Here is a 20,743-nt window from a genome sequence, read left to right on the forward strand (position 1 = left end):
GCGACGAATTGAAAGTCGGATAAGACGATTTCGAGGCACATTCCCATCAAATAAACTGATCATGATGCGGCAGTTTTTGCGCTTTTTATCGATGATTGCCTGATAGATGATCGTCGTCATCAACCACGGGGCCCGCCCCCTGACGACCCTTATTAGGAGACGATCATGCTTGAACTCAGACCCTTCAGCTCGCTGGGCGGCGCCCATCATGGCTGGCTGGACGCGCATCACCACTTTTCGTTTGCCGAATACTACGATCCGCAGCGGATGAGCTGGGGCAACTTGCGCGTGTGGAACGACGACATCATCGCCGCAGGCACCGGTTTCCCGCAGCATCCGCACCGCGACATGGAAATCATCACTTACGTGCGTGAAGGTGCCATCACGCACCAGGACAATCTGGGTAACAAGGGCCGCACCGAAGCCGGTGATGTACAAGTGATGAGCGCCGGTACCGGCATCGCCCACAGCGAGTACAACCTCGAAGACAAGGAAACCAAGATCTTCCAGATCTGGATTCTGCCGACCGAAACCGGTGCGCCGCCGTCGTGGGGCGCCAAGCCGTTTCCCAAAGGCGAGCGCGAAGGTTTTGTCACCTTGGCCAGCGGCAAGGACGGCGACGATGAGAGCCTGCACATTCGCGCCAATGCGCGCCTGGTGGCGGCGAACATCAAGGCCGGTGAAACCGCCGAATACCGGCTCGACGAAGGGCGTCGCGCCTATCTGGTTCCGGCCACCGGCGTGATCGAGGTCAATGGCTTGCGTGCCCAAGCGCGTGACGGTGTGGCGGTAGCCCATGAGCAAGTGCTGACGGTCACGGCGATCGAGGACAGCGAGATCGTAATGGTCGACCTGGCTTGATCGGCAGGCAATAAAAAAAGGCAACCATTACGGTTGCCCTTTTTCATGTGCGCATTATTTGCTGGAAATGGCGCTATCTACCAAAGTTTGCGCCTCGGCCACCAGTTGCTTGAGGTGGTCGTCGCCGAGGAAGCTTTCGGCGTAGATCTTGTAGATGTCTTCAGTGCCCGAAGGACGCGCGGCGAACCAGCCGTTTTCGGTCATGACTTTCAGACCGCCAATGGCTTGATCATTGCCCGGTGCATGGCTGAGGATGCTCTGGATCTTCTCGCCTGCCAGCTCGGTCGAGGTGACCTGTTCCGGCGCCAGCTTGCTCAGCAGTGCCTTCTGCTCAGGGTTGGCCTTGGCGTCGACGCGTACCGAGAACGGTTCGCCCAGTTCGTCGGTCAGCGCGCGGTAGGCCTGGCTTGGATCGCGCCCGGTGCGCGCCGTCATTTCGGCGGCGAGCAAGGCTGGAATCAGCCCGTCCTTGTCAGTGCTCCACACGCCGCCATCCTTGCGCAGGAACGAGGCGCCGGCACTCTCTTCACCGCCAAAACCCAGCGAACCATCGAACAGACCGTCGGCGAACCACTTGAAACCGACCGGCACTTCGTACAGGCGACGGCCCAGGCGCTTGGCCACGCGGTCGATCAGACCGCTGCTGACCACGGTTTTGCCCACGGCGGCATCAGCGCGCCATTGCGGACGGTTCTGGAACAGGTAGTCGATGGATACCGCCAGATAATTGTTCGGCGCGAGCAAACCACCGGACGGCGTGACGATTCCGTGGCGGTCATGATCCGGGTCGCAGGCAAACGCCACGTCGAAACGCTCTTTCAGGCCGATCAGGCCCTGCATTGCGTGGCTGGACGACGGATCCATACGGATTTGGCCGTCCCAGTCGACGGTCATGAAACGGAACGTTGAATCGACCTGTTTATTCACCACTTCCAGGTCGAGACGATAGTGTTCGGCAATGGCCGACCAGTAGCGCACCCCTGCTCCGCCCAGCGGATCGACACCCAGACGCAGCTTGGCGTCGCGGATGGCATCGAAGTCGATGACGTTGATCAGGTCGGCGACATAAGTGTTCAAGTAATCGTGGCGATGGGTGGTGCTGGCCTTGAGCGCCTGCTCGTAGCTGATGCGTTTAACCCCGGCCAGTTTGTTCGCCAGCAGCTCGTTGGCCTTGGCTTCGATCCACTTGGTGATGTGGGTATCGGCCGGGCCACCGTTGGTTGGGTTGTATTTGTAGCCACCGCTTTGTGGCGGGTTGTGCGACGGCGTGATGACGATACCGTCCGCCAGGCCAGAGGTACGGCCGCGGTTGTAGCAGAGAATGGCGTGGGAAATTGCCGGGGTCGGTGTGTACTCATCGCCTTCGGCGATCATCACGGTGACGCCGTTGGCGGCGAGGACTTCCAGTGCGCTGGCGCCGGCCGGGGTCGACAGTGCATGGGTGTCGATGCCGACAAACAGCGGGCCGGTGATGCCCTGGGCTTCGCGATACAGACAGATCGCCTGGCTGATGGCCAGAACATGCCATTCGTTGAAACTTAAATCGAACGAACTGCCGCGGTGGCCGGACGTGCCGAACGCCACTCGCTGGGTAGAAATCGATGCATCAGGCTGGCCGGTGTAATAGGCCGTAACCAGTCGCGGGATGTCGACCAACAGTTCTGCCGGTGCCGGTTTGCCCGCAAAAGGACTGAGTGTCATGCAAAAACCTCTGAAATCGGAGTGGTTCAGGAAATGCAGCGCAGTTTACTGGCAGTTTGACCACTGTGCGACGGGATGTATCCGAAACTCGCCCGATGTTTTTTAACGTTATTGACCGGGCGACAGGCGCAAGGCATCGCCGAGCAAGCCGATGACACTCGGCAAATCCCGCTCGCCATGGTTCAGCGCGCTCAAACGCAGATGATCCGCATGCAAGCCCTGCAGACTGAACAGCTCGCCCGGCGCCACGATGATCTGTTGCTTGAGCAGGCGATGAAAGACGCTTGCCATGTCGACCGGGCGCAACGAACGCACCCACACCGTCGCCCCGCCCTGCGGCTCGACAATCTGCAGGGTATCGCCCAGACGTTCACGCAGTACCTGAATCAACACGGCTCGCCGCTCACCCAGCATCCGCCGCAACACGGATAAATGCTGATCAAGCCGTCCGCCATTCAACAGCCGCGCAATTGCCTTTTGGCGAATGGGCGACAAGCGAAACGCCCGCAGCAGAAAATGGCGCTGCAATTCCTCGCGCCAGTGACGCGACAAGACGAAACCGAATGGTGCTTCGGCGCCGATGAATTTCTCGAAAGTGGAAAACACCAGCAGACGATCAGGATCGAGCCAACTGCGCAAACGCTGCGAATCATTGCGCTCGTCAAGCTCGCTGTAGCAGTCGTTTTCCAGTACCCAGACGCCATGATGATTGAGCAACTGCGCCGTGGCCTGCTGACACTCGCGAGTGAAACCGTTGCCTTGGGGCATGCTCAGTACGGAAGACAGCAGGATCAAACGAACCGGCTCGTTCTTCAGCAGTGATTCGAGTGCCGACAGATCGAGCACGCCTCGGGCAAGCAATGGCCACTCGATCACGCGTACTCCGCACGACTCGAGCAGGCGCAGGATGACCCAGTCGCACGGTGATTCGACAATCACGGTGGCCTGACGCAATCCAAGCACCGAAATCAGAATCTCCAGGACGCCACGCAGATCAGCGCCGATATAAATGTCATCGGCATGCCAGAAGTGCTCTGTCGAGCTGGTATACCGCGCCGCCAGCGCAACCCGCAGTTCCAGTTCACCGCAAGGTTGCACGAATGTCTGCAACTGACGCGGGTATTGACGCAAGAGCTCACGTTCCGAGGTCAGCAACGGACTGTCCAACGGTTGCAGCGAGGCCGGTTCGTCAGCACTCAACACACACATCCCGGGACGCCTGGCGTTGACGTACAGGGTCTCCAGCAGGTCATTGCCGTTGCCGGGTGCACCCATGCTGAACTGCGCTTGCGCGTAATACCCTGACTTGGCGATCGAATAGACCCGGCCTTCCTTTTCCAGAAGCGAATAGGCGTATTGCACCGTTGAGATGGAGACATTCAGCCGGTCCGCCAGTTGTCGCAAGGAAGGCATGCGTACCGCCCCACCACATCCGGCAGCATCAATCAGCGTTGTCAGATATCGATAAACTGCCTGATAAACAAAGTCGTTGTCCCGCGCGCCCTTCACACCCTCAATTCCGTAGATATTGGTTCACAATCCAGGCTCTGGCTCACCGTCAGCGTTCCGTCGACCGCTCGAACGGCGCAGCCGAACGCGCCTCGTCCGAACCCGAACTCTCCGAGGAGAATTGCGCAGGTGCATCAATCTGCACAGGGCCCATTGCATACAGGCGGTTCAACAGCCTGACTGGCAAGCCGCTGACTTCCGTCAGCCACTTCATCACCTGCTCAGGTGCGTGCAGACCCTGCATGGCGCGGTGCAGGTCCGGCATGGCGACCAGCATGCCGGGATGACAATTGCGCAGGAAGCGTTCGAGACCTTTGCCGTTGTCGATGAACGGCGCAAACAGCAGGCACGCCAACTGCGTTTCGGTCAATCCGAAACCATTGCTGAGGTAATCCTCGGCAAGCATCCGCAGTTGTTCTGGCCCGCCGGCGTTGTCGTAGCTGGCCAGCAAGTGCTCGCAGACGGTTTCGGCAACCTGCTTTCGCCGCATGTCGGCCAGCGTGTGCCGGACGTAATCGTCGATGCCCGCCTCATAGGCGCGCCCCTCGATGAACCGTGCGTACAAACCTCGCACATGTGCCGAGATCAAAGGATCAGCAAACACCGCTTCGCCTTGGTATAGCGCGAGATCATCAGGTTCATAACCGAGAAACTCGCCCAACAGCGGCCAGCGGTCCTCGAGCTTGCCGACCATCATGTCGTTGATGTCGATAAAACTGGTGCGCCGGCAGGCTTCGAACTCACCTTCCGGCCGCCACACGGTCCGGTCATCATCGGCACGCAGTTCCCGGTAAAAGTCATCACCGAGCTCGTCGAGTACAGGAAAAAGCGTTTCGAATCCGGCATTGACCAGGCCTGGAGCCGGTATTGCCACTCGCTGCATCGCGCGGTTCAGGCCTTCGAGGAAATGCTGCTGACTGCCTTTGGTTTCGGTGCTGATCATGGCGTCGACGCCGTTGTTCCAGCGCGCGATCTGGCTGTAGTACTCGGCCGTCGCCAGGTAGGCGTCATCCCATAATTCAGGTGTTTCAAGCCAGGTGCGGCAGTGCCCCACCAGCAGCAGATTGACCCGGCTGGCCTCGCGCCCTTCATTGCTGACAGGCGTGCGATGGTCGAACGGCAGGACCTCGCGGTTATCCACCATCAGCACCTCGACCCGCGGATCGTCATAAAGGAATAGCGCACTGTAGCTGCGATGCAGGTTTTGCAGGGCGAGCGGGCTGTCGCCATTCCAGCGCAGGGAAGCCACGCGCAGCTGAAAGGTCGCCGGAGCACGGCCGGCAATGGTCAACTGAGCGGCCCGGAGCAAGGCCAGGGTATAGCAGCCGTCCCGCAGGCCGGACTGAGGCACCAGCACCTTGAATTGCCCGATGTTTTCCATGCCGCCTGCGGCCACCACCAGGCGCTGTATCAGCAATTGCAATGCCGTGCGCTCGGCTCGGGAAAAGAAACTCAGCAAACGCTGCAATACTTGCTGATAGACATAGTTCATTGCCTGATCATGGATCGTGCTCATCGGTATTTACCCGGTATCAAAAGTTTCATGCCGCGCAGACATGACAGTAGGCGCGCGGCAATTGGATCAATAAGTAATAGACGCTGAAATGCTAACACTTACAAAGTTGTAGTTATTTGAAACACTTCACCTGAACAAAGCCTTCCAGATGCCAGGCTGGACGCTCAACCACCCGTATTCATTGGCCTTTCGCCACTCAACAATGTTCTGAGGAAACTTCCCACAACGTCCCACGCCAAATCATTACAAGAAAAAGAGAAGCAACTTCCGAATCGCCCTACAGCAATTAAACAGAAATTGACGAAGCCAGCTGAGCCAGCCATTTGATATTGCCTCGGACAAATTGAATGCACAGCCATAGCTCATTCCTTGAGATGAAAGTAATCATTCAATTATCAGTGCTTATAGTGTGATTAGAAGATACAGATGAACGGCAAAAACCAGTTCAGTTGCTGAAAAGGCCAATGCTTCGATATCGGGGAGGGTTTACTGACAGCGAAGGGAATAAACAGAAAAGAGTCCGTGGGGGCCACGGACTCTGATGAGCGGATTTACGCGGTTTCCACTTGCAGGGCCACTCGCTCGCGGCATGGGCATTCGTCCATGTAGCGATGTGCTTCGACGAACTCGTTGAACGGGAATACACGAGTCTTGAGCGGCAGGAGCACGCGGTCAGCGGTCAACTGGTTGATGTCACGCAAAGCACGCTGCAGAGCGACGTGGTCCTGGACAATGCCCAGCTCCGGCTTGCCGGTGAAGTTGCCGATGCAGTGCACGAAGAACTGGATATTCTTCTGAAACGCCGCACACGCCGGGAACGGGGTCTGGTTGCCACCTTGCAGGCCGTACAGCACCAGACTGCCGCGTGGCGCCAGCACATCGCCGAGCAACGACATCTGCGGGCCGCCAAGACCATCGAACACCACATCGACGCCGCGGTTGTCGGTGATCTTGTTGATACGCATCAACAGATCTTCCTCTTCGGTGACGATGACCTTCTCCGCACCGAGGGACAGCAGGTACTCCCGCTCCTCCGCCGATTTGGTCGCGGCGATCACTCGCACACCCAGCGCCTTGCCCAATTGCACAAACGACGGGCCGGCGCAGTGGCTGGCGTCAGTCACCAGCGCAAATTGACCGGGTTTGACCCGCGCCAGATCGGCATAAGCGAAGTAGGCGATCAGCAGCGGCGTGTAATGCACGCTCGCTTCGATCGGGCTGAGCACATCGGGATAACGGGTCAGCGCGGTGCGCGGCAGGACGATCGACTCGCCGTAAACCGGATAGTCGTTCGGGCTTTCCGCCGGAAAACTGGCCACTTTGTCGCCGACGGACAGGTCGTCAACATCAGCGCCCACCGCAGTGACCACGCCAGCCATTTCATGACCGAGGCCCGAAGGCAGACGTGCCTGGGACGACGCCAGATTCTGGCGCCACAGGGTGTCGTACCAACTGATGCCGATTGCCTCGACACGCACCTGCACTTCGCCAGGACCTGGCTGAGCAGCCGCATGCTCTTCGCATTTGAGCACCTCGGCCGGACCAAACTTGTGAAAACGGATCGTGCGGGACATCGCAAACCTCGTCAAAGTAACCTCTAATGCCATGAACTCTATCTGGGCTTTGGACCCAAGACCATCAGTGGCTATTAATAGTCGACATGCCTGTCATTGATTCCGCATCAAGGGCGGCATTGGCAAAATCCATGAAAAAAGGCCTGCCACCGTCGCAGTAAAGCTGAATTTTCCGGTGCAGAGTACCAGCCTTTCCCCGTAAGATTCATGCCGGCCATTGTTCTCATATGGCCGCCCTCGTCAAGTTTGATGACTCTGCCAGGACTCCAGATGAATCGTAATGACCTGCGTCGTGTCGACCTGAACCTGCTGATCGTGTTCGAAACATTGATGCACGAACGCAGTGTGACTCGGGCCGCGGAAAAATTGTTCCTCGGCCAACCGGCTATCAGTGCGGCGCTGTCGCGCCTGCGCAGCCTGTTTGACGATCCCTTGTTTGTCCGCACCGGTCGCAGCATGGAACCTTCCGCGCGCGCGGTGGAAATCTTCGCCCTGCTCTCGCCTGCCCTTGATTCGATCTCGACCGCCGTCAGTCGTGCCGCCGATTTTGATCCGGCGACCAGCACCTCGGTGTTTCGCATCGGTTTGTCCGACGACGTCGAATTCGCGCTGCTGCCCATGCTGCTCAAGCGTCTGCGCGCCGAAGCACCGGGCATTGTCCTCGTGGTACGGCGGGTCAATTACATCCTGATGCCGGGCCTGCTGGCCTCCGGCGAGATTTCGATCGGCGTCAGCTACACCACCGACCTACCGGCCAACGCCAAGCGCAAGGTCCTGCGCCGCAGCGCACCGAAGCTGCTGCGCGCCGACACCGTGCCGGGGCCGCTGAGCCTGGACGACTACTGCGCCCGACCGCATGCACTGGTGTCGTTCGCTGGCGACCTCAGTGGTTTCGTCGATGAAGAACTGGAAAAACTCGGACGCAAACGGCACGTGGTGCTCGCGGTGCCACAGTTCAACGGACTGGGCACGCTGCTTGCGGGCACCGATATCGTCGCGACCGTGCCGGATTACACGGCGGACGCACTGACGGCAGCTGGAGGGCTTCGTGCTGAGGATCCGCCACTGCCGACGCGTACGTTTGAACTGCACATGGCCTGGCGTGGGTCGCAGGATAACGACCCGGGAGAGCGGTGGTTGAGGTCGCGGATTCAGATGTTTTTTGGAGATCCGGATAGTCTTTAGGAACTACTTGCCACCCGTCACATCCAGAAAAGTCCCGGTGACAAACGAAGCATCCGCGCTGGCCAGCCACAAGATGGCCCGCGCCACCTCTTCCGGCTGACCGCCCCGGCCCATCGGGATCGACTCCTTCACGCGATCCACCCGCCCCGGTTCGCCGCCGCTGGCGTGCATATCGGTATAGATGTGCCCCGGGCGAATGCAGTTGACCCGAATTCCCTCGCGCGCAACTTCCTTGGCAAAGCCGATGGTGAAAGTTTCCAGCGCGCCTTTCGATGCTGCGTAGTCGACGTATTCATTCGGGCTACCCAGGCGCGCCGAGGCAGAAGAAACGTTGATCACTGCGCCACCTGTGCCGCCGTGCCGGTAAGCCATGCGCTTCACCGCCTGCTGCGCGCACAGGATCGGCCCAAGCGCATTGACTGCGAAGATGCGCTGCATGCGTTCGAATCTCAGGTCCTCCATGCGTGACTGCTTCGCCAGCACGCCAGCGTTATTGACCAGAACGTCGATACGCCCGAATGTACGATCAATGGCCGAGAACAGCTCAGCGACCTGCTCAGGGTCAGCGCTGTCAGCACGCACTGCCAGCGCCTTTCGCCCCAATGCTTCGATATCCGCCACCACCGCCATCGCGGCAGACTCGTTGGCAACGTAGCTGATGGCAACGTCATAGCCTTGCGCGGCGGCGAGTCGGGCGGTGGCGGCGCCGACTCCGCGACTGCCGCCGGTGATCAGAATCAGCGGTGCTTGCGAGACTTTATCCATGCGACGTTCTCCTGAGCAGTTGGCCTATGTCAGCCGATGATGATGGCGCCGCTGGCGATGACCACGCATGCCAGCATCCTGCGGACGGTGAGCTTTTCACCGAGGAACAAATAGCCGAGCAATGCCGCGAACAGCACGCTGGTTTCACGCAGGGCCGACACCGCGCCCAGTGGCGCTTCGTTCATCGCGTAGATAACGATTGCGTAAGCCAGTAAGGAAACCAGTCCGCCGCCCACAGCGGCGAGCATGCCGGGCCGTACGGAAAACAGACTGCGGGCGTCGCGCAGGCCGATATACACCAATGGCATCAACACACCCCACAGGGCGCTCATCCACACCGTGTACGCGAGCGGCGCACCGGAAAGCCTGGCGCCAATGCCATCGACGACGCTGTAGGCGGCGATGAAACAACCGGTGCCCAGCGCATACGGCAGGCTCGGCACCGACAGGCTGCGCCCTCGGAACGCCAACGAAATGATCCCCCCGGACACCAGACCAATGCCGAGCAGTTCGCCGGGGGTTATGGTTTCGCCGGCAAACAGCGCGGCGCCGAGGGTGATCAGCGCTGGCGACGACCCACGGGAAATCGGATAGATCTGCCCTAGATCGCCGACCCGATAGCTGCGCACCAGAAACAGGTTGTAGCCGACATGCAGCAGTGCCGAGAGCAGCGCATACCCCCAGCTCTCAGGTGCAGGCGGGACCATGAAAACGGCGGCGAAGGCGCAGACGAGGGCGATGGCCACGCACATCATCGTCATCGACCAGAGCCGATCGGCGCCACCGCGCAGCAGCGCGTTCCAGCTGGCGTGCAGGAGCGCGGCGAACAGAACGAGGAGTACGAGATGGATTGGCATGCCGCATTCTAGACATCTCTGACATCGGCATTACAGTGAAGTCTGCTCATTACACCGTGAGCAATTGCTCATACTTCAGCGCTGTGCGCTCTGCACCTTCAACGCTTCACTGAGCAACCATTGACGAAATCTGAGGATGTGCGGCTGGGCCTCGATGCCTTTGGGGCAGACGAAATAATAAGCAAGCGGCGAAGTGAACGGCACATCGAACAGCCTCACCAGACGGCCGTCGGCAATTTCATTTTCGACATGGCCGCTGCGCACCAACGCCACTCCCTGGCCGAGCAACGCAGCTTCCACCGTCATGTTGGTGTCGCCAAACCTGACGCCTTCGCGCAGCGGTAAAAACTCCAGCCCGACGGACTGAAACCACACCTCCCATTTCGGCGCCAACTCGGCGCCGTCGCGGATAAGTAACGGCATCTGCAGCAACTCCGCGGGACTGCCCGGCCTGCCGACGCGCTGCAGCAGTTCGGGGCTGGCCACGGGAAACACCTGTTCGCCGAACAGGAACTCTGAATACAGGCCAGGGTAATTGCCCTTGCCCAAGCGGATTGCGACATCGGCTTCGCCATTGGCGAAGTGGATGATCTTGTCCGTGGTATCCAGCGACACCAACAGCTCCGGGTGTTGGCGTGACAGGTTCGGCAAGCGTGGCAGCAGCCACTTCAACGCGAACGAATAGGTGGTGCTGACAGTCAGGCGAACCCTGTCCTTTTGCTCGCGCAGATCCTCCAGCGTTGCTTCAAGGCTCATGAAAAACTCGCGCACGATCGGCGCCAGCGTCGCCCCCGCTGTTGTAAGGCGCAACGCCTTGCCGCGCTCGAACAATTGCAAGCCCCAAAGTTCTTCAAGGTGCCGGAGCTGATGACTGACGGCGCTCTGGGTCACGTGCAACTCTTGAGCGGCAGCGGTGAACGTCGGGTGTCGGGTGGCCACTTCAAAAGCACGCAGGGTCGCGGTCGGGGGCAGGTCGCGCATAAAAATGATCCGGGGACGATAAATGTCAGAGCATGAGGTTGCGCTCATGTTAGAGCGAAACTCCCTTGGTTGCCCGTTCCGCGATATTGGCGTATTGCTCCGGCAAGTGGGCGAGGCGCTGGTAACAGCGAGGTATTTAATCGCCGGATAATCCTCCGCGCGCAGCGTCGGTCGCAATCATTGCAGATCAAGCAACACAGAATTGCCTTCAGGCCGATTGTTAGCCCCCTAACGAAAGGTGCATGCTAGAGGGCTGCCTCGGCGCTTATATCATTCCGAATGATAGTTACCTTTGCTTCATTCGATTCGTGCCATCACACCCGCGCCGAGCATCATCCGCCCATCTTCAATACTTCGGCGGATTGCATCCATGGAACAATCACTCAAACATTTGCGCTTCCCGTTGGCCATGCTGGCCGTACTGGTGATGAGCGCCTGCGGCAAACTCCGGAGACTGCCGGCGCCCCGCCCGCTGCCAAAGTCAGCGTAGCCAAGGTGCTGGAACAACCGGTCAACGAGTGGGACGAATTTACCGGGCGCCTCGAAGCGCCGGAAACCGTTGAAATCCGCCCACGGGTATCGGGCCAGATCGATCAGGTCGCGTTCACCGAAGGCGCGCTGGTCAAGAAAGGCGACCTGCTGTTCCAGATCGATCCGCGTCCGTTCCAGGCCGAGGTACGCCGCCTCGAAGCTCTGGTGGCTCAAGCCCGCGCCACCGCCACTCGCAGCGAAAACGAAGCCGCTCGCGGTGAACGTCTGCGTACCAGCAACGCCATTTCCGCTGAACTGGCCGACTCGCGCACCAGCGCTGCCCAAGAGGCCCGCGCCGCCGTCGGTGCTCTGCAGGCACAATTGGACCTGGCCAAACTGAATCTGAGCTTCACCCGCGTGACCGCACCGATCAGCGGCCGCGTCAGCCGCGCCGAAATCACTGCCGGCAACCTGGTGACCGCCGACACCACCGCACTGACCAGCGTCGTCTCCACCGACAAGGTCTACGCCTATTTCGACGCCGACGAACGCGTGTTCCTCAAATACACCCAACTGGCCCGCAACGGCCAGCGTGGCGCCACTACGCCGGTGTACATGGGCCTGTCCAACGAAGACGGCAACCCGCACCTCGGCCAGATGAACTTCGTCGACAACCAGGTCAATCCGAAAACCGGCACCATCCGTGGTCGCGCAGTCTTCGACAACGCTGACGGCACCTACACCCCGGGCCTGTACGCACGGCTGAAACTGGTCGGCAGCGGCACCTACAACGCCATGCTGATCAATGACGAAGCCGTGGGCACTGACCTGGGCAAAAAGTTTGTGCTGGTAATGGATGGCGACAACAAGACCGCCTACCGCGCCGTCGAACTCGGTCCGAAGATCGAAGGCCTGCGCATCGTCCGCAACGGTCTCAACAAGGACGACACCATCATCGTCAAGGGCTTGCAACGGGTTCGTCCTGGCTCACCGGTCACCCCTGAGGTGATTCCGATGGCCAGCGAGCAGACCCTCGCCGCCCTCGCTCAACAACGTCAAGCGCTGGAAGCGAGCAACCTGCCCAAAGTTGCCCCTGCCAAGGGTGCATCGGGTTCGGCTGCGAAGCTGGCTGCTACGACCCCACGCGGTTAAGGGACGACAACTCCGATGAATTTTTCCCAATTCTTCATTTCCCGGCCGATCTTCGCAGCGGTGCTGTCGCTGTTGATCCTGATCGCCGGTGCGATCTCGCTGTTCCAGTTGCCGATCAGCGAATACCCGGAAGTCGTGCCGCCGACCGTGGTCGTGCGCGCCAACTTCCCGGGCGCCAACCCCAAAGTCATCGGTGAAACCGTGGCCGCTCCGCTGGAGCAGGCCATCACCGGCGTCGAGAACATGCTGTACATGTCCTCGCAGTCGACCGCCGACGGCAAGATCACCCTGACCATCACCTTCGCCCTGGGCACTGACCTGGACAACGCGCAGGTGCAAGTGCAGAACCGGGTGACCCGGACCGAGCCGAAGCTTCCCGAGGAAGTAACGCGCATCGGTATCACCGTCGACAAGGCATCGCCGGACCTGACCATGGTTGTGCACTTGACCTCACCGGACAAGCGCTACGACATGCTGTACCTGTCCAACTACGCGATCCTCAACATCAAGGATGAGCTTGCTCGCCTCGGTGGTGTCGGTGACGTGCAGTTGTTCGGTATGGGCGACTACTCGCTGCGCGTCTGGCTTGACCCGAACAAGACCGCTTCACGCAATCTGACCGCCACCGATGTGGTGACCGCGATTCGCGAACAGAACCGTCAGGTCGCCGCCGGTCAACTGGGCGCGCCCCCTGCCCCGACCGCGCAAAGCTTCCAGCTGTCGGTCAACACCCAAGGCCGTCTGGTCTCCGAAGAAGAGTTCGAGAACATCGTCATTCGCGCAGGCGACGACGGTGAGATCACTCGCCTGAAGGACATCGCACGCATTGAACTGGGTTCCAGCCAATACGCCTTGCGCTCGCTGCTGAACAATCAGCCGGCTGTAGCGATTCCGATCTTCCAGCGTCCCGGTTCCAACGCCATCGACATTTCCAACGAAGTGCGCGGCAAGATGGAAGAGCTGAAGAAAGGCTTCCCGCAGGGCATGGACTACAGCATCGTGTATGACCCGACGATCTTCGTTCGTGGCTCGATCGAGGCGGTGGTGCACACCCTGTTCGAAGCGCTGATCCTCGTGGTGCTGGTGGTGATTCTGTTCCTGCAGACCTGGCGCGCCTCGATCATCCCGTTGGTGGCGGTGCCGGTATCGTTGATCGGTACGTTTGCGGTCATGCACCTGTTCGGTTTCTCGCTCAACGCCCTGTCGCTGTTTGGCCTGGTACTGGCCATCGGTATCGTGGTGGATGACGCCATCGTCGTGGTGGAAAACGTCGAACGGAACATCGAACTCGGCCTGACGCCGGTCGAAGCGACCAAGCGCGCCATGCGGGAAGTGACCGGGCCGATCGTGGCCACCGCACTGGTGCTGTGTGCGGTGTTCATTCCAGCGGCGTTCATTTCCGGCCTCACCGGGCAGTTCTACAAACAGTTCGCACTGACCATCGCTATCTCGACAGTGATCTCGGCGTTCAACTCGCTGACCCTGTCGCCAGCATTGGCCGCTGTGTTGCTGAAAAGCCACGACGCGCCGAAAGACCGCTTCTCGAAAGTGCTCGACAAGATCTTCGGCGGCTGGCTGTTCCGTCCGTTCAACCGTTTCTTCGACCGTGCCAGTCATGGCTACGTCGGCACCGTGCGCCGGGTTATCCGTAGCAGCGGCATCGCCCTGCTCGTGTATGCAGGCCTGATGGTACTGACCTTCTTCGGTTTCTCCAGCACGCCGACCGGTTTCGTACCCGGCCAGGACAAGCAATACCTGGTGGCCTTCGCGCAATTGCCGGATGCCGCGAGCCTGGATCGCACCGAAGACGTGATCAAGCGCATGTCCGACCTCGCGCTGAAACAGCCGGGCGTGGAAAGCGCCGTAGCGTTCCCGGGCCTGTCGATCAACGGTTTTACCAACAGCCCGAACGCCGGCATCGTCTTCGTGACGCTGAAACCGTTCGACGAGCGTAAAGACCCGAGCATGTCCGCCGGCGCGATTGCCGGCGCCTTGAACGGCCAGTACGCGAACATTCAGGAAGCGTACATGGCGATCTTCCCGCCACCGCCGGTACAAGGTCTGGGCACCATTGGTGGTTTCCGCCTGCAAATCGAAGACCGGGGCAACCTGGGCTACGACGAGCTGTACAAAGAAACCATGAACATCATCAACAAAAGCCACAACGTGCCGGAACTGGCCGGCCTGTTCACCAGCTACACGGTGAACGTGCCGCAGGTCGATGCCGCCATCGACCGTGAAAAAGCCAAGACCCACGGCGTGGCCGTCAGCGACATCTTCGACACCCTGCAGATCTACCTGGGTTCGCTGTATGCCAACGACTTCAACCGCTTCGGGCGCACCTATCAGGTCAACGTTCAGGCTGAACAGCAGTTCCGTCTTGAATCCGATCAGATTGGTCAGCTGAAAGTACGCAACAACAAAGGCGAAATGATCCCGCTGGCGACCTTCATCAAGGTCAGCGACACCTCGGGGCCGGATCGCGTGATGCACTACAACGGCTTCATCACCGCTGAAATCAACGGTGCCGCAGCCCCGGGCTACAGCTCTGGCCAGGCGGAAAAAGCCATCGAGAAACTACTCAAGGAAGAACTTCCGAACGGCATGACCTATGAGTGGACCGACCTGACCTACCAGCAGATTCTGTCCGGCAACACCGCGCTGTTCGTGTTCCCGCTCTGCGTACTGCTGGCGTTCCTGGTGCTCGCCGCCCAATACGAAAGCTGGAGCCTGCCACTGGCGGTGATCCTGATCGTACCGATGACGCTGCTGTCGGCCATCACCGGTGTGATCATTTCCGGCGGTGACAACAACATCTTCACCCAGATCGGCTTGATCGTACTGGTGGGACTTGCCTGTAAAAACGCGATTCTGATCGTCGAGTTCGCCAAGGATAAACAGGAAGAAGGCCTCGATCCGCTCGCTGCGGTGCTGGAAGCCTGCCGCCTGCGTCTGCGGCCGATCCTGATGACCTCCTTCGCGTTCATCATGGGTGTGGTGCCACTGGTGTTCTCCAGCGGCGCCGGTGCCGAAATGCGTCACGCCATGGGTGTCGCGGTGTTCTCCGGGATGCTCGGGGTGACCTTCTTCGGTCTGCTGCTGACGCCAGTGTTCTATGTACTGATCCGTAACTTTGTCGAACGCGGCGAGCAGCGCAAAGCAGCCAAGGCGCACACTCTTCAAAAGCCACTGGAGGCGCAACAATGAGTCTGAAAGTCTTCCTGCCGAGTCTGCTGGTGCTGGCCCTCAGCGCCTGCGCCGTCGGCCCCGACTACAAGACCCCAGCCACGGAGGCGGCCAACATCACGACCGCCACCGACGGCGCCGCCGGGCAAAAGAACTTCGACCGTTCGAAATTCGAAGGCATCTGGTGGCAGCAATTCGACGATCCGACTCTGAACCAGTTGGTGAGCCAGTCGCTGCAAGGCAACCGTGAACTGCGCGTGGCGTTCGCCCGCTGGAAAGCCGCCCGGGCGTTCCGCGACGACGCCAGCAATGATGCGATGCCGACCATCACCAGCCGCGCCAGCAGCGACTTGGGCAAGGGCCAGATTCCCGGCCAGACCACCGACCGGGTCAATAGCGAGCGCTATGACCTCGGTCTGGACATGGCCTGGGAGCTTGACCTGTTCGGCCGCATCCAGCGCAATCTGGAAGCCAGCGATGCCGACCAGCAGGCCGCCGAAGCCGATCTGTATCAGCTGCAAGTCACCATGATTGCCGAACTGGTCGACGCCTACGGTCAACTGCGCGGCGCCCAGCTGCGGGAAAAGATCGCCGTGGCCAACCTGAACAACCAGCAGGAGTCGCGCAAGATCACCATCAGCCTGCGTGACGCCGGTGTCGGTGATCAGCTCGATGTCGAACGCGCCGATGCGCGTCTGGCCAACGTCGAAGCCACGGTGCCGCAGTTGCAGGCGGAACAGGTTCGGCAGAAAAACCGTATCGCTACGCTGCTCGGTGAGCGCCCGGACAAACTGACCGTCGACCTGAGCCCGAAAGATCTGCCGGCCATCGCCAAGGCGCTGCCAATCGGTGATCCGGGTGAACTGCTGCAACGTCGTCCGGACATCCTCAGCGCCGAGCGGCAATTGGCTTCGGCCACTGCGCGCATCGGCGTGGCCAAAGCCGACCTGTTCCCCCGGGTCAGCCTCAGCGGCTTCCTCGGCTGGACCGCCGGGCGTGGTTCGCAGATCGGTTCTTCGGCGGCCAACGCCTGGGCGCTCGGGCCGAGCATCACCTGGGCGGCGTTTGACCTCGGCAGCGTCCGTGCCCGTTTGCGCGGCGCCGATGCTGACGCCGAAGGCGCGCTGGCCAACTACGAGCAACAAGTACTGCTGGCGCTGGAAGAATCGGAAAACGCCTTCAGCGATTACGGCAAGCGTCAGCAACGCCTGATCTCGCTGATCCGTCAGAGCGAATCGAGTCGCAAGGCTGCTGACCTGGCAGAAATCCGTTATCGCGAAGGCACCACCGATTTCCTCGTCCTGCTCGACGCCCAGCGTGAGCGCCTGAACGCCGAAGACACTCAGGCCCAGGCCGAAGTTGAGCTGTATCGCGGCATCGTCGCGATCTACAAGGCCCTCGGTGGTGGCTGGCAACCGGAGACAGTCGCCAGCAAGTAAAGGTTGTTAAAGAGCTCCTTTGGTTGGCCGCAACCAACCAAATTTTTTGCCCCGCGTATCATTCGGTCGCGGGGTTTTTTTATGCCTGTTTGCAGCACTGGGATTTTTTGTGGGAGCGAGCCTGCTCGCGAAAGCGTCAGGTCAGACATATCAGCGGTGGCTGATACTCTGCCTTCGCGAGCAGGCTCGCTCCCACAATGGATCAGCGGTGATCCTCCAGGACGGTGACAGTGGCGGTTGTACCGGCGCGCAGGCGATTCTTGCCGGCAAAGTCACCATCAATGCCAATGCGCACCGGCACCCGTTGCGCGAGCTTCACCCAGGTGTAACTCGGGTTGATGTTTGCCAGCAATCGGCTGCCGGGCGCGTTTTCGCGGTCGGCGATGGCGAAGGCGATGCTTTCCACTGTGCCGCCGAAGCGCTCACCACTCATCAATTGAATGCGTACCCGATCACCCTCCGCGATTCGCGGCAGCTTGGTTTCTTCGAAATAGCCGCTGACGTAGAACGAATCGCTGTCGACCAACGCCAGGAGTGCCCCGCCGGCTTGTGCATAGTCACCCTGGCGGGTCAGCAGGTTGGTCACGTAACCGCTCACTGGCGATTCAACGCGGGTGCGCTGCAAGTCCAGTTCGGCTTGGGTCAGCGCGGCAATTGCCAGTTGCACATTGGCTTCGGCCAACCCGAGGTTGGCCTGATTGCGCAACAGATCCGCCTGGGCAACCGCCACGTCGGTACTGGCCTTCTCCCATTCCTCACCGGAAATGGCGAAGCCTTGCTTCAGCGTACGTCGCCGGCGCTCCTCGCTCTGACGTTGTTTGAGCAACGCTTCACTGGCGACGATTGCCGCTTGCGATTGCCCCAGCGAGGCCTTGGACACCTCCACCGAGCGTCGGGCATGCTCGACCGCCAGTTGATAGCGCGCCGGATCGATCTCCAGCAACAACTGGCCCTTGTCGACATGCTGGTTGTCCTGCACCGCCAGTTTGACGATACGCCCCGAAACATCCGCTGACAGCGTCACCACATCCGCCCTCACCCGAGCATCCCGTGTCCACGGCGCGCGGGTGTAATACTCCCAGGCAAACCAGCCGAGGACGATCGCCAGGATCACCACTGCCACGGTCATCATTCGTGCAACTAGTGCTTTCAAGACATCAGGCTCCCATCAACAGAATCAGCGTGGCGCAGACACAGGCGTACAGCGCGCCTTCGAACAGCGCTTCATGCCAGACCAGGCGCAGTACGCCCAGGCGGCGCAAGCACCAGTCCAGCAACATGAAAATCGGGATCGCCAGTAACAGAGCCTGGGCAATCGGCGGCAGATAAACCCCGCCAATTTCGAAATCAATGGGCAAGTTGCGGTTCTCCTTCCAGACCTTGAGGTTGCAAATATTCGCCGTGGCGCTCGAGGAACGACACCACAATCAGCAGCGCCACACGCATGCGAAAAACCGACCATAAATGTTCATGACTGGCGGCGTGCAACTCGTCCAGCTGATCTCCGAGTTGGTGCAACGTCGCCAGCAGCGCCGGGAGCTGCACATCAGCGCGTCCGGCAACCAGGCGACCGGTCTTGCGTAACGCTGATGCCAGGCGCTGGCTGAACGCATCGGTGAGTAACGCGTTGTTCTGCGCCTGCTGCCTCAGCTGATGCATGGCCACGCCCAGGGCTACGCAAGCCAGGCTGATTTCATACAAGCGTTGCATGGCGCGATCGTTTGCCGCTGGCAGCAGGCCGAGCATGCTGGTCAGGCGATCGGTCATCCGACTCTCGAAGGCGAATTGTTGTTCATCGGTGGCCGGCATTTTGCTCAGTTGGTACACCTGCTCCCGCGCTTCGCCGTACAGGCGCCGGATACGCAAGGCCGGGCGGAACGGGAAGATCAGCGCATAAACGATCAGGGCCAGCATCGCTGCACTGACGTAGGCGCCGGCGAATTCGAACCATTGGATCGCCGTATTCTGCCCAGTGCCGGTGTTTTGCGGCCCGAGCATGAGAAAACTCGACAGCCCAAGGCCCATGCCGATACCGGCGGTGGCCGGACTGGAAATGCCCACGGCAATGGCATACAGCAGCGGCGCCAGCAGCAAGGCCAGCAGCTCGAAATCACTGATCGCGGGCACCAGCATGAATTGATAGAACGCCGACACCACCAGCGCCAGACCCAAACCTCGCGCATAGCTTTGCGCAGCCATGAGCGGACGCGGAAAAGTCGCCATCAGCGAGCAGAGAATCCCCACCAGAATCATTCCGCCGCGCGCGCCATCCCACGCCGTTTCGATCCAGATCAATCCGCTGACCAACAGCGCGGTAAAGGCGCGAATGGCGTTCATCGAGGCCAGGGTGAAATCCAGATGCAACGGACTGCTCTGGCCGCGATAGAGGCAACTGGCCGGGCGCCCTTCCTGAATGGCGTCGCTCAGTTCGAGAATCTGCTCCAGTTGCTGCAGCAGGCGCGCCTGCTCCCAACGCAGCGCCCAGGCCAGTGAACGCAGGGTCGCGCTCATGTTCTCGGTCTGCTGCTCGGCCTTGTACGCCAACGCTTCGAATTGTTGCTGCAAGGTGACGAAACGTTGCCGGTCCGCGCCAGACAGCGCGCGGCCCTGTTGCGCCAGTTGCTCAAGCAACGCCAGTTCCTCGGCCCGCAGCTGCTGCACCTCCAGCGGCAGATCGCCCTCCCAGCGTTCGATGAGCAATTCGCGCTGATGCCGTAGCGCGGTCAGTCGCGAGGTCAGCAGCATCAGTTGATTGCCGAGCAGCAACACCAGATTGTCGGCATCGCGCAAACGTGGGGCATCGAAATACAAATGGCGCCGCAACCCCTCCAGTGCGCTGATCTCGCCGAGCAGTTGCATCTGCCGACGCTGAAAATCGGCTTCGCTTTCTTCCGTGCGAAGCACTTCGGCGGCGTGGCTGGCGGCCAGTTTGATCACCTGATCGATTTTGGCGAAATAACCTTTGGCCACTGCTTCAGGCCGGGCTGTGAGCAGGCTCACCACGCACACGCAGGCAACGGCCAGCAGGGTTTCAGTGACGCGGGTGACCGCTAGCAAAAACGTGCCTTCCTGATCCGGGATTGCCAGCAAGGCCACCACCACTGCGGTGTAGCCACTGAGCACGAACGCCTGGGAACTGGTGTAGCGCAGCAAGGTGCCGCCCGCGGTGCACAGCGCCAGCCACAACGCCAATGTCGTGATGAACGGCAGCGGCGCCTGAGGGAAAATCGCCATGATCAGCACCGCCACCGCGGCACCCACGGTGGTGCCGACCACTTGGCCGAAACTGCGCGCCAGTGCCATCCCTGCCAATGGCTGACTGACAATCACAACAGCCATGATCGACCACTTCGGTTGTTCGAGATCGAAAATGAACGCCAGATATAGGGTCAACAGCCCGGCGGCGATGGTCCGCAGGGCAAACAGCAGAACAGCCTGACCGGGATGGATCAAAGCCTTGAAATAAGCGAACAGCGCTGGCATGGGCACACTCTTTAAAACGACTTCTGCAAGCGTAGACATTGCAGCAAAAGCCTGACGGATTTC

General features: G+C 60.2%; 14 protein-coding genes and 1 pseudogene. 5 read left to right on the forward strand and 10 right to left on the reverse strand.

All coding sequences use genetic code 11. From position 1 onward, the window contains the following. Positions 1–165 precede the first annotated feature (165 nt). Positions 166–861 (forward strand): pirin family protein, encoded by a 696-nt coding sequence (locus tag AB4N73_RS09170; protein WP_460143305.1) that lies wholly within the window; start codon positions 166–168, stop codon positions 859–861. A 54-nt stretch (positions 862–915) separates the two neighbouring features. On the opposite strand, the gene pgm is transcribed toward AB4N73_RS09170, so the two are convergent. The 4 genes from pgm to AB4N73_RS09190 form a co-directional block, all read right to left on the reverse strand. Beyond that, on the reverse strand, positions 916–2,562 hold the full coding sequence (pgm, locus tag AB4N73_RS09175; RefSeq protein ID WP_460143306.1) for a phosphoglucomutase (alpha-D-glucose-1,6-bisphosphate-dependent): 1,647 nt from the start codon (positions 2,560–2,562) through the stop codon (positions 916–918). Between the two features lie 108 nt (positions 2,563–2,670). Continuing rightward, on the reverse strand, positions 2,671–4,071 hold the full coding sequence (locus AB4N73_RS09180) for an aminotransferase-like domain-containing protein (RefSeq protein WP_460143307.1): 1,401 nt from the start codon (positions 4,069–4,071) through the stop codon (positions 2,671–2,673). 49 nt (positions 4,072–4,120) lie between these two features. After that, the gene (locus AB4N73_RS09185; protein ID WP_460143308.1) at positions 4,121–5,587 is read right to left on the reverse strand and encodes a hypothetical protein; all 1,467 of its coding nucleotides are present in this window, start codon (positions 5,585–5,587) and stop codon (positions 4,121–4,123) included. Positions 5,588–6,138: 551 nt separating this feature from the next. Further along, a complete protein-coding gene (locus AB4N73_RS09190; RefSeq protein WP_041480274.1) occupies positions 6,139–7,161 on the reverse strand; it encodes a zinc-dependent alcohol dehydrogenase family protein in 1,023 nt (340 codons plus the stop codon). Positions 7,162–7,431: 270 nt separating this feature from the next. Between AB4N73_RS09190 and AB4N73_RS09195 the strand changes: the two genes are divergently transcribed. Then, positions 7,432–8,346 carry a LysR family transcriptional regulator gene (locus AB4N73_RS09195; RefSeq protein WP_225926638.1) on the forward strand — a complete coding sequence of 305 codons (915 nt, stop codon included), beginning with the start codon at positions 7,432–7,434 and terminating at the stop codon, positions 8,344–8,346. A 3-nt stretch (positions 8,347–8,349) separates the two neighbouring features. Here the strand turns inward: AB4N73_RS09195 and AB4N73_RS09200 are convergent, their stop codons facing one another. From AB4N73_RS09200 to gcvA, 3 genes are all read right to left on the reverse strand, one after another. Continuing rightward, a complete protein-coding gene (locus tag AB4N73_RS09200; RefSeq protein WP_252867677.1) occupies positions 8,350–9,111 on the reverse strand; it encodes an SDR family oxidoreductase in 762 nt (253 codons plus the stop codon). Between the two features lie 29 nt (positions 9,112–9,140). Further along, positions 9,141–9,968 (reverse strand): DMT family transporter, encoded by an 828-nt coding sequence (locus AB4N73_RS09205; RefSeq protein ID WP_076562755.1) that lies wholly within the window; start codon positions 9,966–9,968, stop codon positions 9,141–9,143. A gap of 75 nt (positions 9,969–10,043) precedes the next feature. Further along, a complete protein-coding gene (gene gcvA, locus AB4N73_RS09210; RefSeq protein WP_460143309.1) occupies positions 10,044–10,949 on the reverse strand; it encodes a transcriptional regulator GcvA in 906 nt (301 codons plus the stop codon). Positions 10,950–11,319: 370 nt separating this feature from the next. On the opposite strand from gcvA, the pseudogene mexE reads away from it, so the two are divergent. From mexE to AB4N73_RS09225, 3 genes and pseudogenes are all read left to right on the forward strand, one after another. Next, positions 11,320–12,572, forward strand: a pseudogene (gene mexE, locus AB4N73_RS09215) (multidrug efflux RND transporter periplasmic adaptor subunit MexE). Positions 12,573–12,587: 15 nt separating this feature from the next. Further along, on the forward strand, positions 12,588–15,779 hold the full coding sequence (locus AB4N73_RS09220) for an efflux RND transporter permease subunit (RefSeq protein ID WP_041480270.1): 3,192 nt from the start codon (positions 12,588–12,590) through the stop codon (positions 15,777–15,779). Next, complete coding sequence (locus AB4N73_RS09225) at positions 15,776–17,197, forward strand: efflux transporter outer membrane subunit (RefSeq protein ID WP_460143310.1); 1,422 nt, start codon at positions 15,776–15,778, stop codon at positions 17,195–17,197. The genes AB4N73_RS09220 and AB4N73_RS09225 overlap by 4 nt, the downstream gene beginning before the upstream one ends. A gap of 202 nt (positions 17,198–17,399) precedes the next feature. Here the strand turns inward: AB4N73_RS09225 and AB4N73_RS09230 are convergent, their stop codons facing one another. From AB4N73_RS09230 to AB4N73_RS09240, 3 genes are read right to left on the reverse strand one after another with little or no spacing between them, the layout of a single operon-like run. Then, on the reverse strand, positions 17,400–18,329 hold the full coding sequence (locus AB4N73_RS09230) for a biotin/lipoyl-binding protein (protein WP_370695142.1): 930 nt from the start codon (positions 18,327–18,329) through the stop codon (positions 17,400–17,402). Between the two features lie 25 nt (positions 18,330–18,354). Continuing rightward, a complete protein-coding gene (locus tag AB4N73_RS09235; RefSeq protein WP_016774855.1) occupies positions 18,355–18,555 on the reverse strand; it encodes a DUF1656 domain-containing protein in 201 nt (66 codons plus the stop codon). Beyond that, positions 18,545–20,680: an FUSC family protein gene (locus AB4N73_RS09240; protein ID WP_460143311.1), complete on the reverse strand. Its 2,136-nt coding sequence runs from the start codon at positions 20,678–20,680 to the stop codon at positions 18,545–18,547. Before AB4N73_RS09240 ends, AB4N73_RS09235 begins: the two co-directional genes overlap by 11 nt. Positions 20,681–20,743: the final 63 nt, after the last annotated feature.

Source organism: Pseudomonas sp. S3_B08, from assembly GCF_054667725.1.

Bases quoted from the DNA above. Each gene is read 5' to 3' on its own strand.
- AB4N73_RS09185 (WP_460143308.1), bottom strand. From the start codon at position 5,587: ATGAGCACGATCCATGATCAGGCAATGAACTATGTCTATCAGCAAGTA.
- AB4N73_RS09195 (WP_225926638.1), top strand. From the start codon at position 7,432: ATGAATCGTAATGACCTGCGTCGTGTCGACCTGAACCTGCTGATCGTG.
- AB4N73_RS09190 (WP_041480274.1), bottom strand. From the start codon at position 7,161: ATGTCCCGCACGATCCGTTTTCACAAGTTTGGTCCGGCCGAGGTGCTC.
- AB4N73_RS09225 (WP_460143310.1), top strand. From the start codon at position 15,776: ATGAGTCTGAAAGTCTTCCTGCCGAGTCTGCTGGTGCTGGCCCTCAGC.
- AB4N73_RS09230 (WP_370695142.1), bottom strand. From the start codon at position 18,329: ATGATGACCGTGGCAGTGGTGATCCTGGCGATCGTCCTCGGCTGGTTT.
- AB4N73_RS09205 (WP_076562755.1), bottom strand. From the start codon at position 9,968: ATGCCAATCCATCTCGTACTCCTCGTTCTGTTCGCCGCGCTCCTGCAC.
- AB4N73_RS09200 (WP_252867677.1), bottom strand. From the start codon at position 9,111: ATGGATAAAGTCTCGCAAGCACCGCTGATTCTGATCACCGGCGGCAGT.
- AB4N73_RS09170 (WP_460143305.1), top strand. From the start codon at position 166: ATGCTTGAACTCAGACCCTTCAGCTCGCTGGGCGGCGCCCATCATGGC.
- pgm (WP_460143306.1), bottom strand. From the start codon at position 2,562: ATGACACTCAGTCCTTTTGCGGGCAAACCGGCACCGGCAGAACTGTTG.
- AB4N73_RS09220 (WP_041480270.1), top strand. From the start codon at position 12,588: ATGAATTTTTCCCAATTCTTCATTTCCCGGCCGATCTTCGCAGCGGTG.
- AB4N73_RS09240 (WP_460143311.1), bottom strand. From the start codon at position 20,680: ATGCCAGCGCTGTTCGCTTATTTCAAGGCTTTGATCCATCCCGGTCAG.
- gcvA (WP_460143309.1), bottom strand. From the start codon at position 10,949: ATGCGCGACCTGCCCCCGACCGCGACCCTGCGTGCTTTTGAAGTGGCC.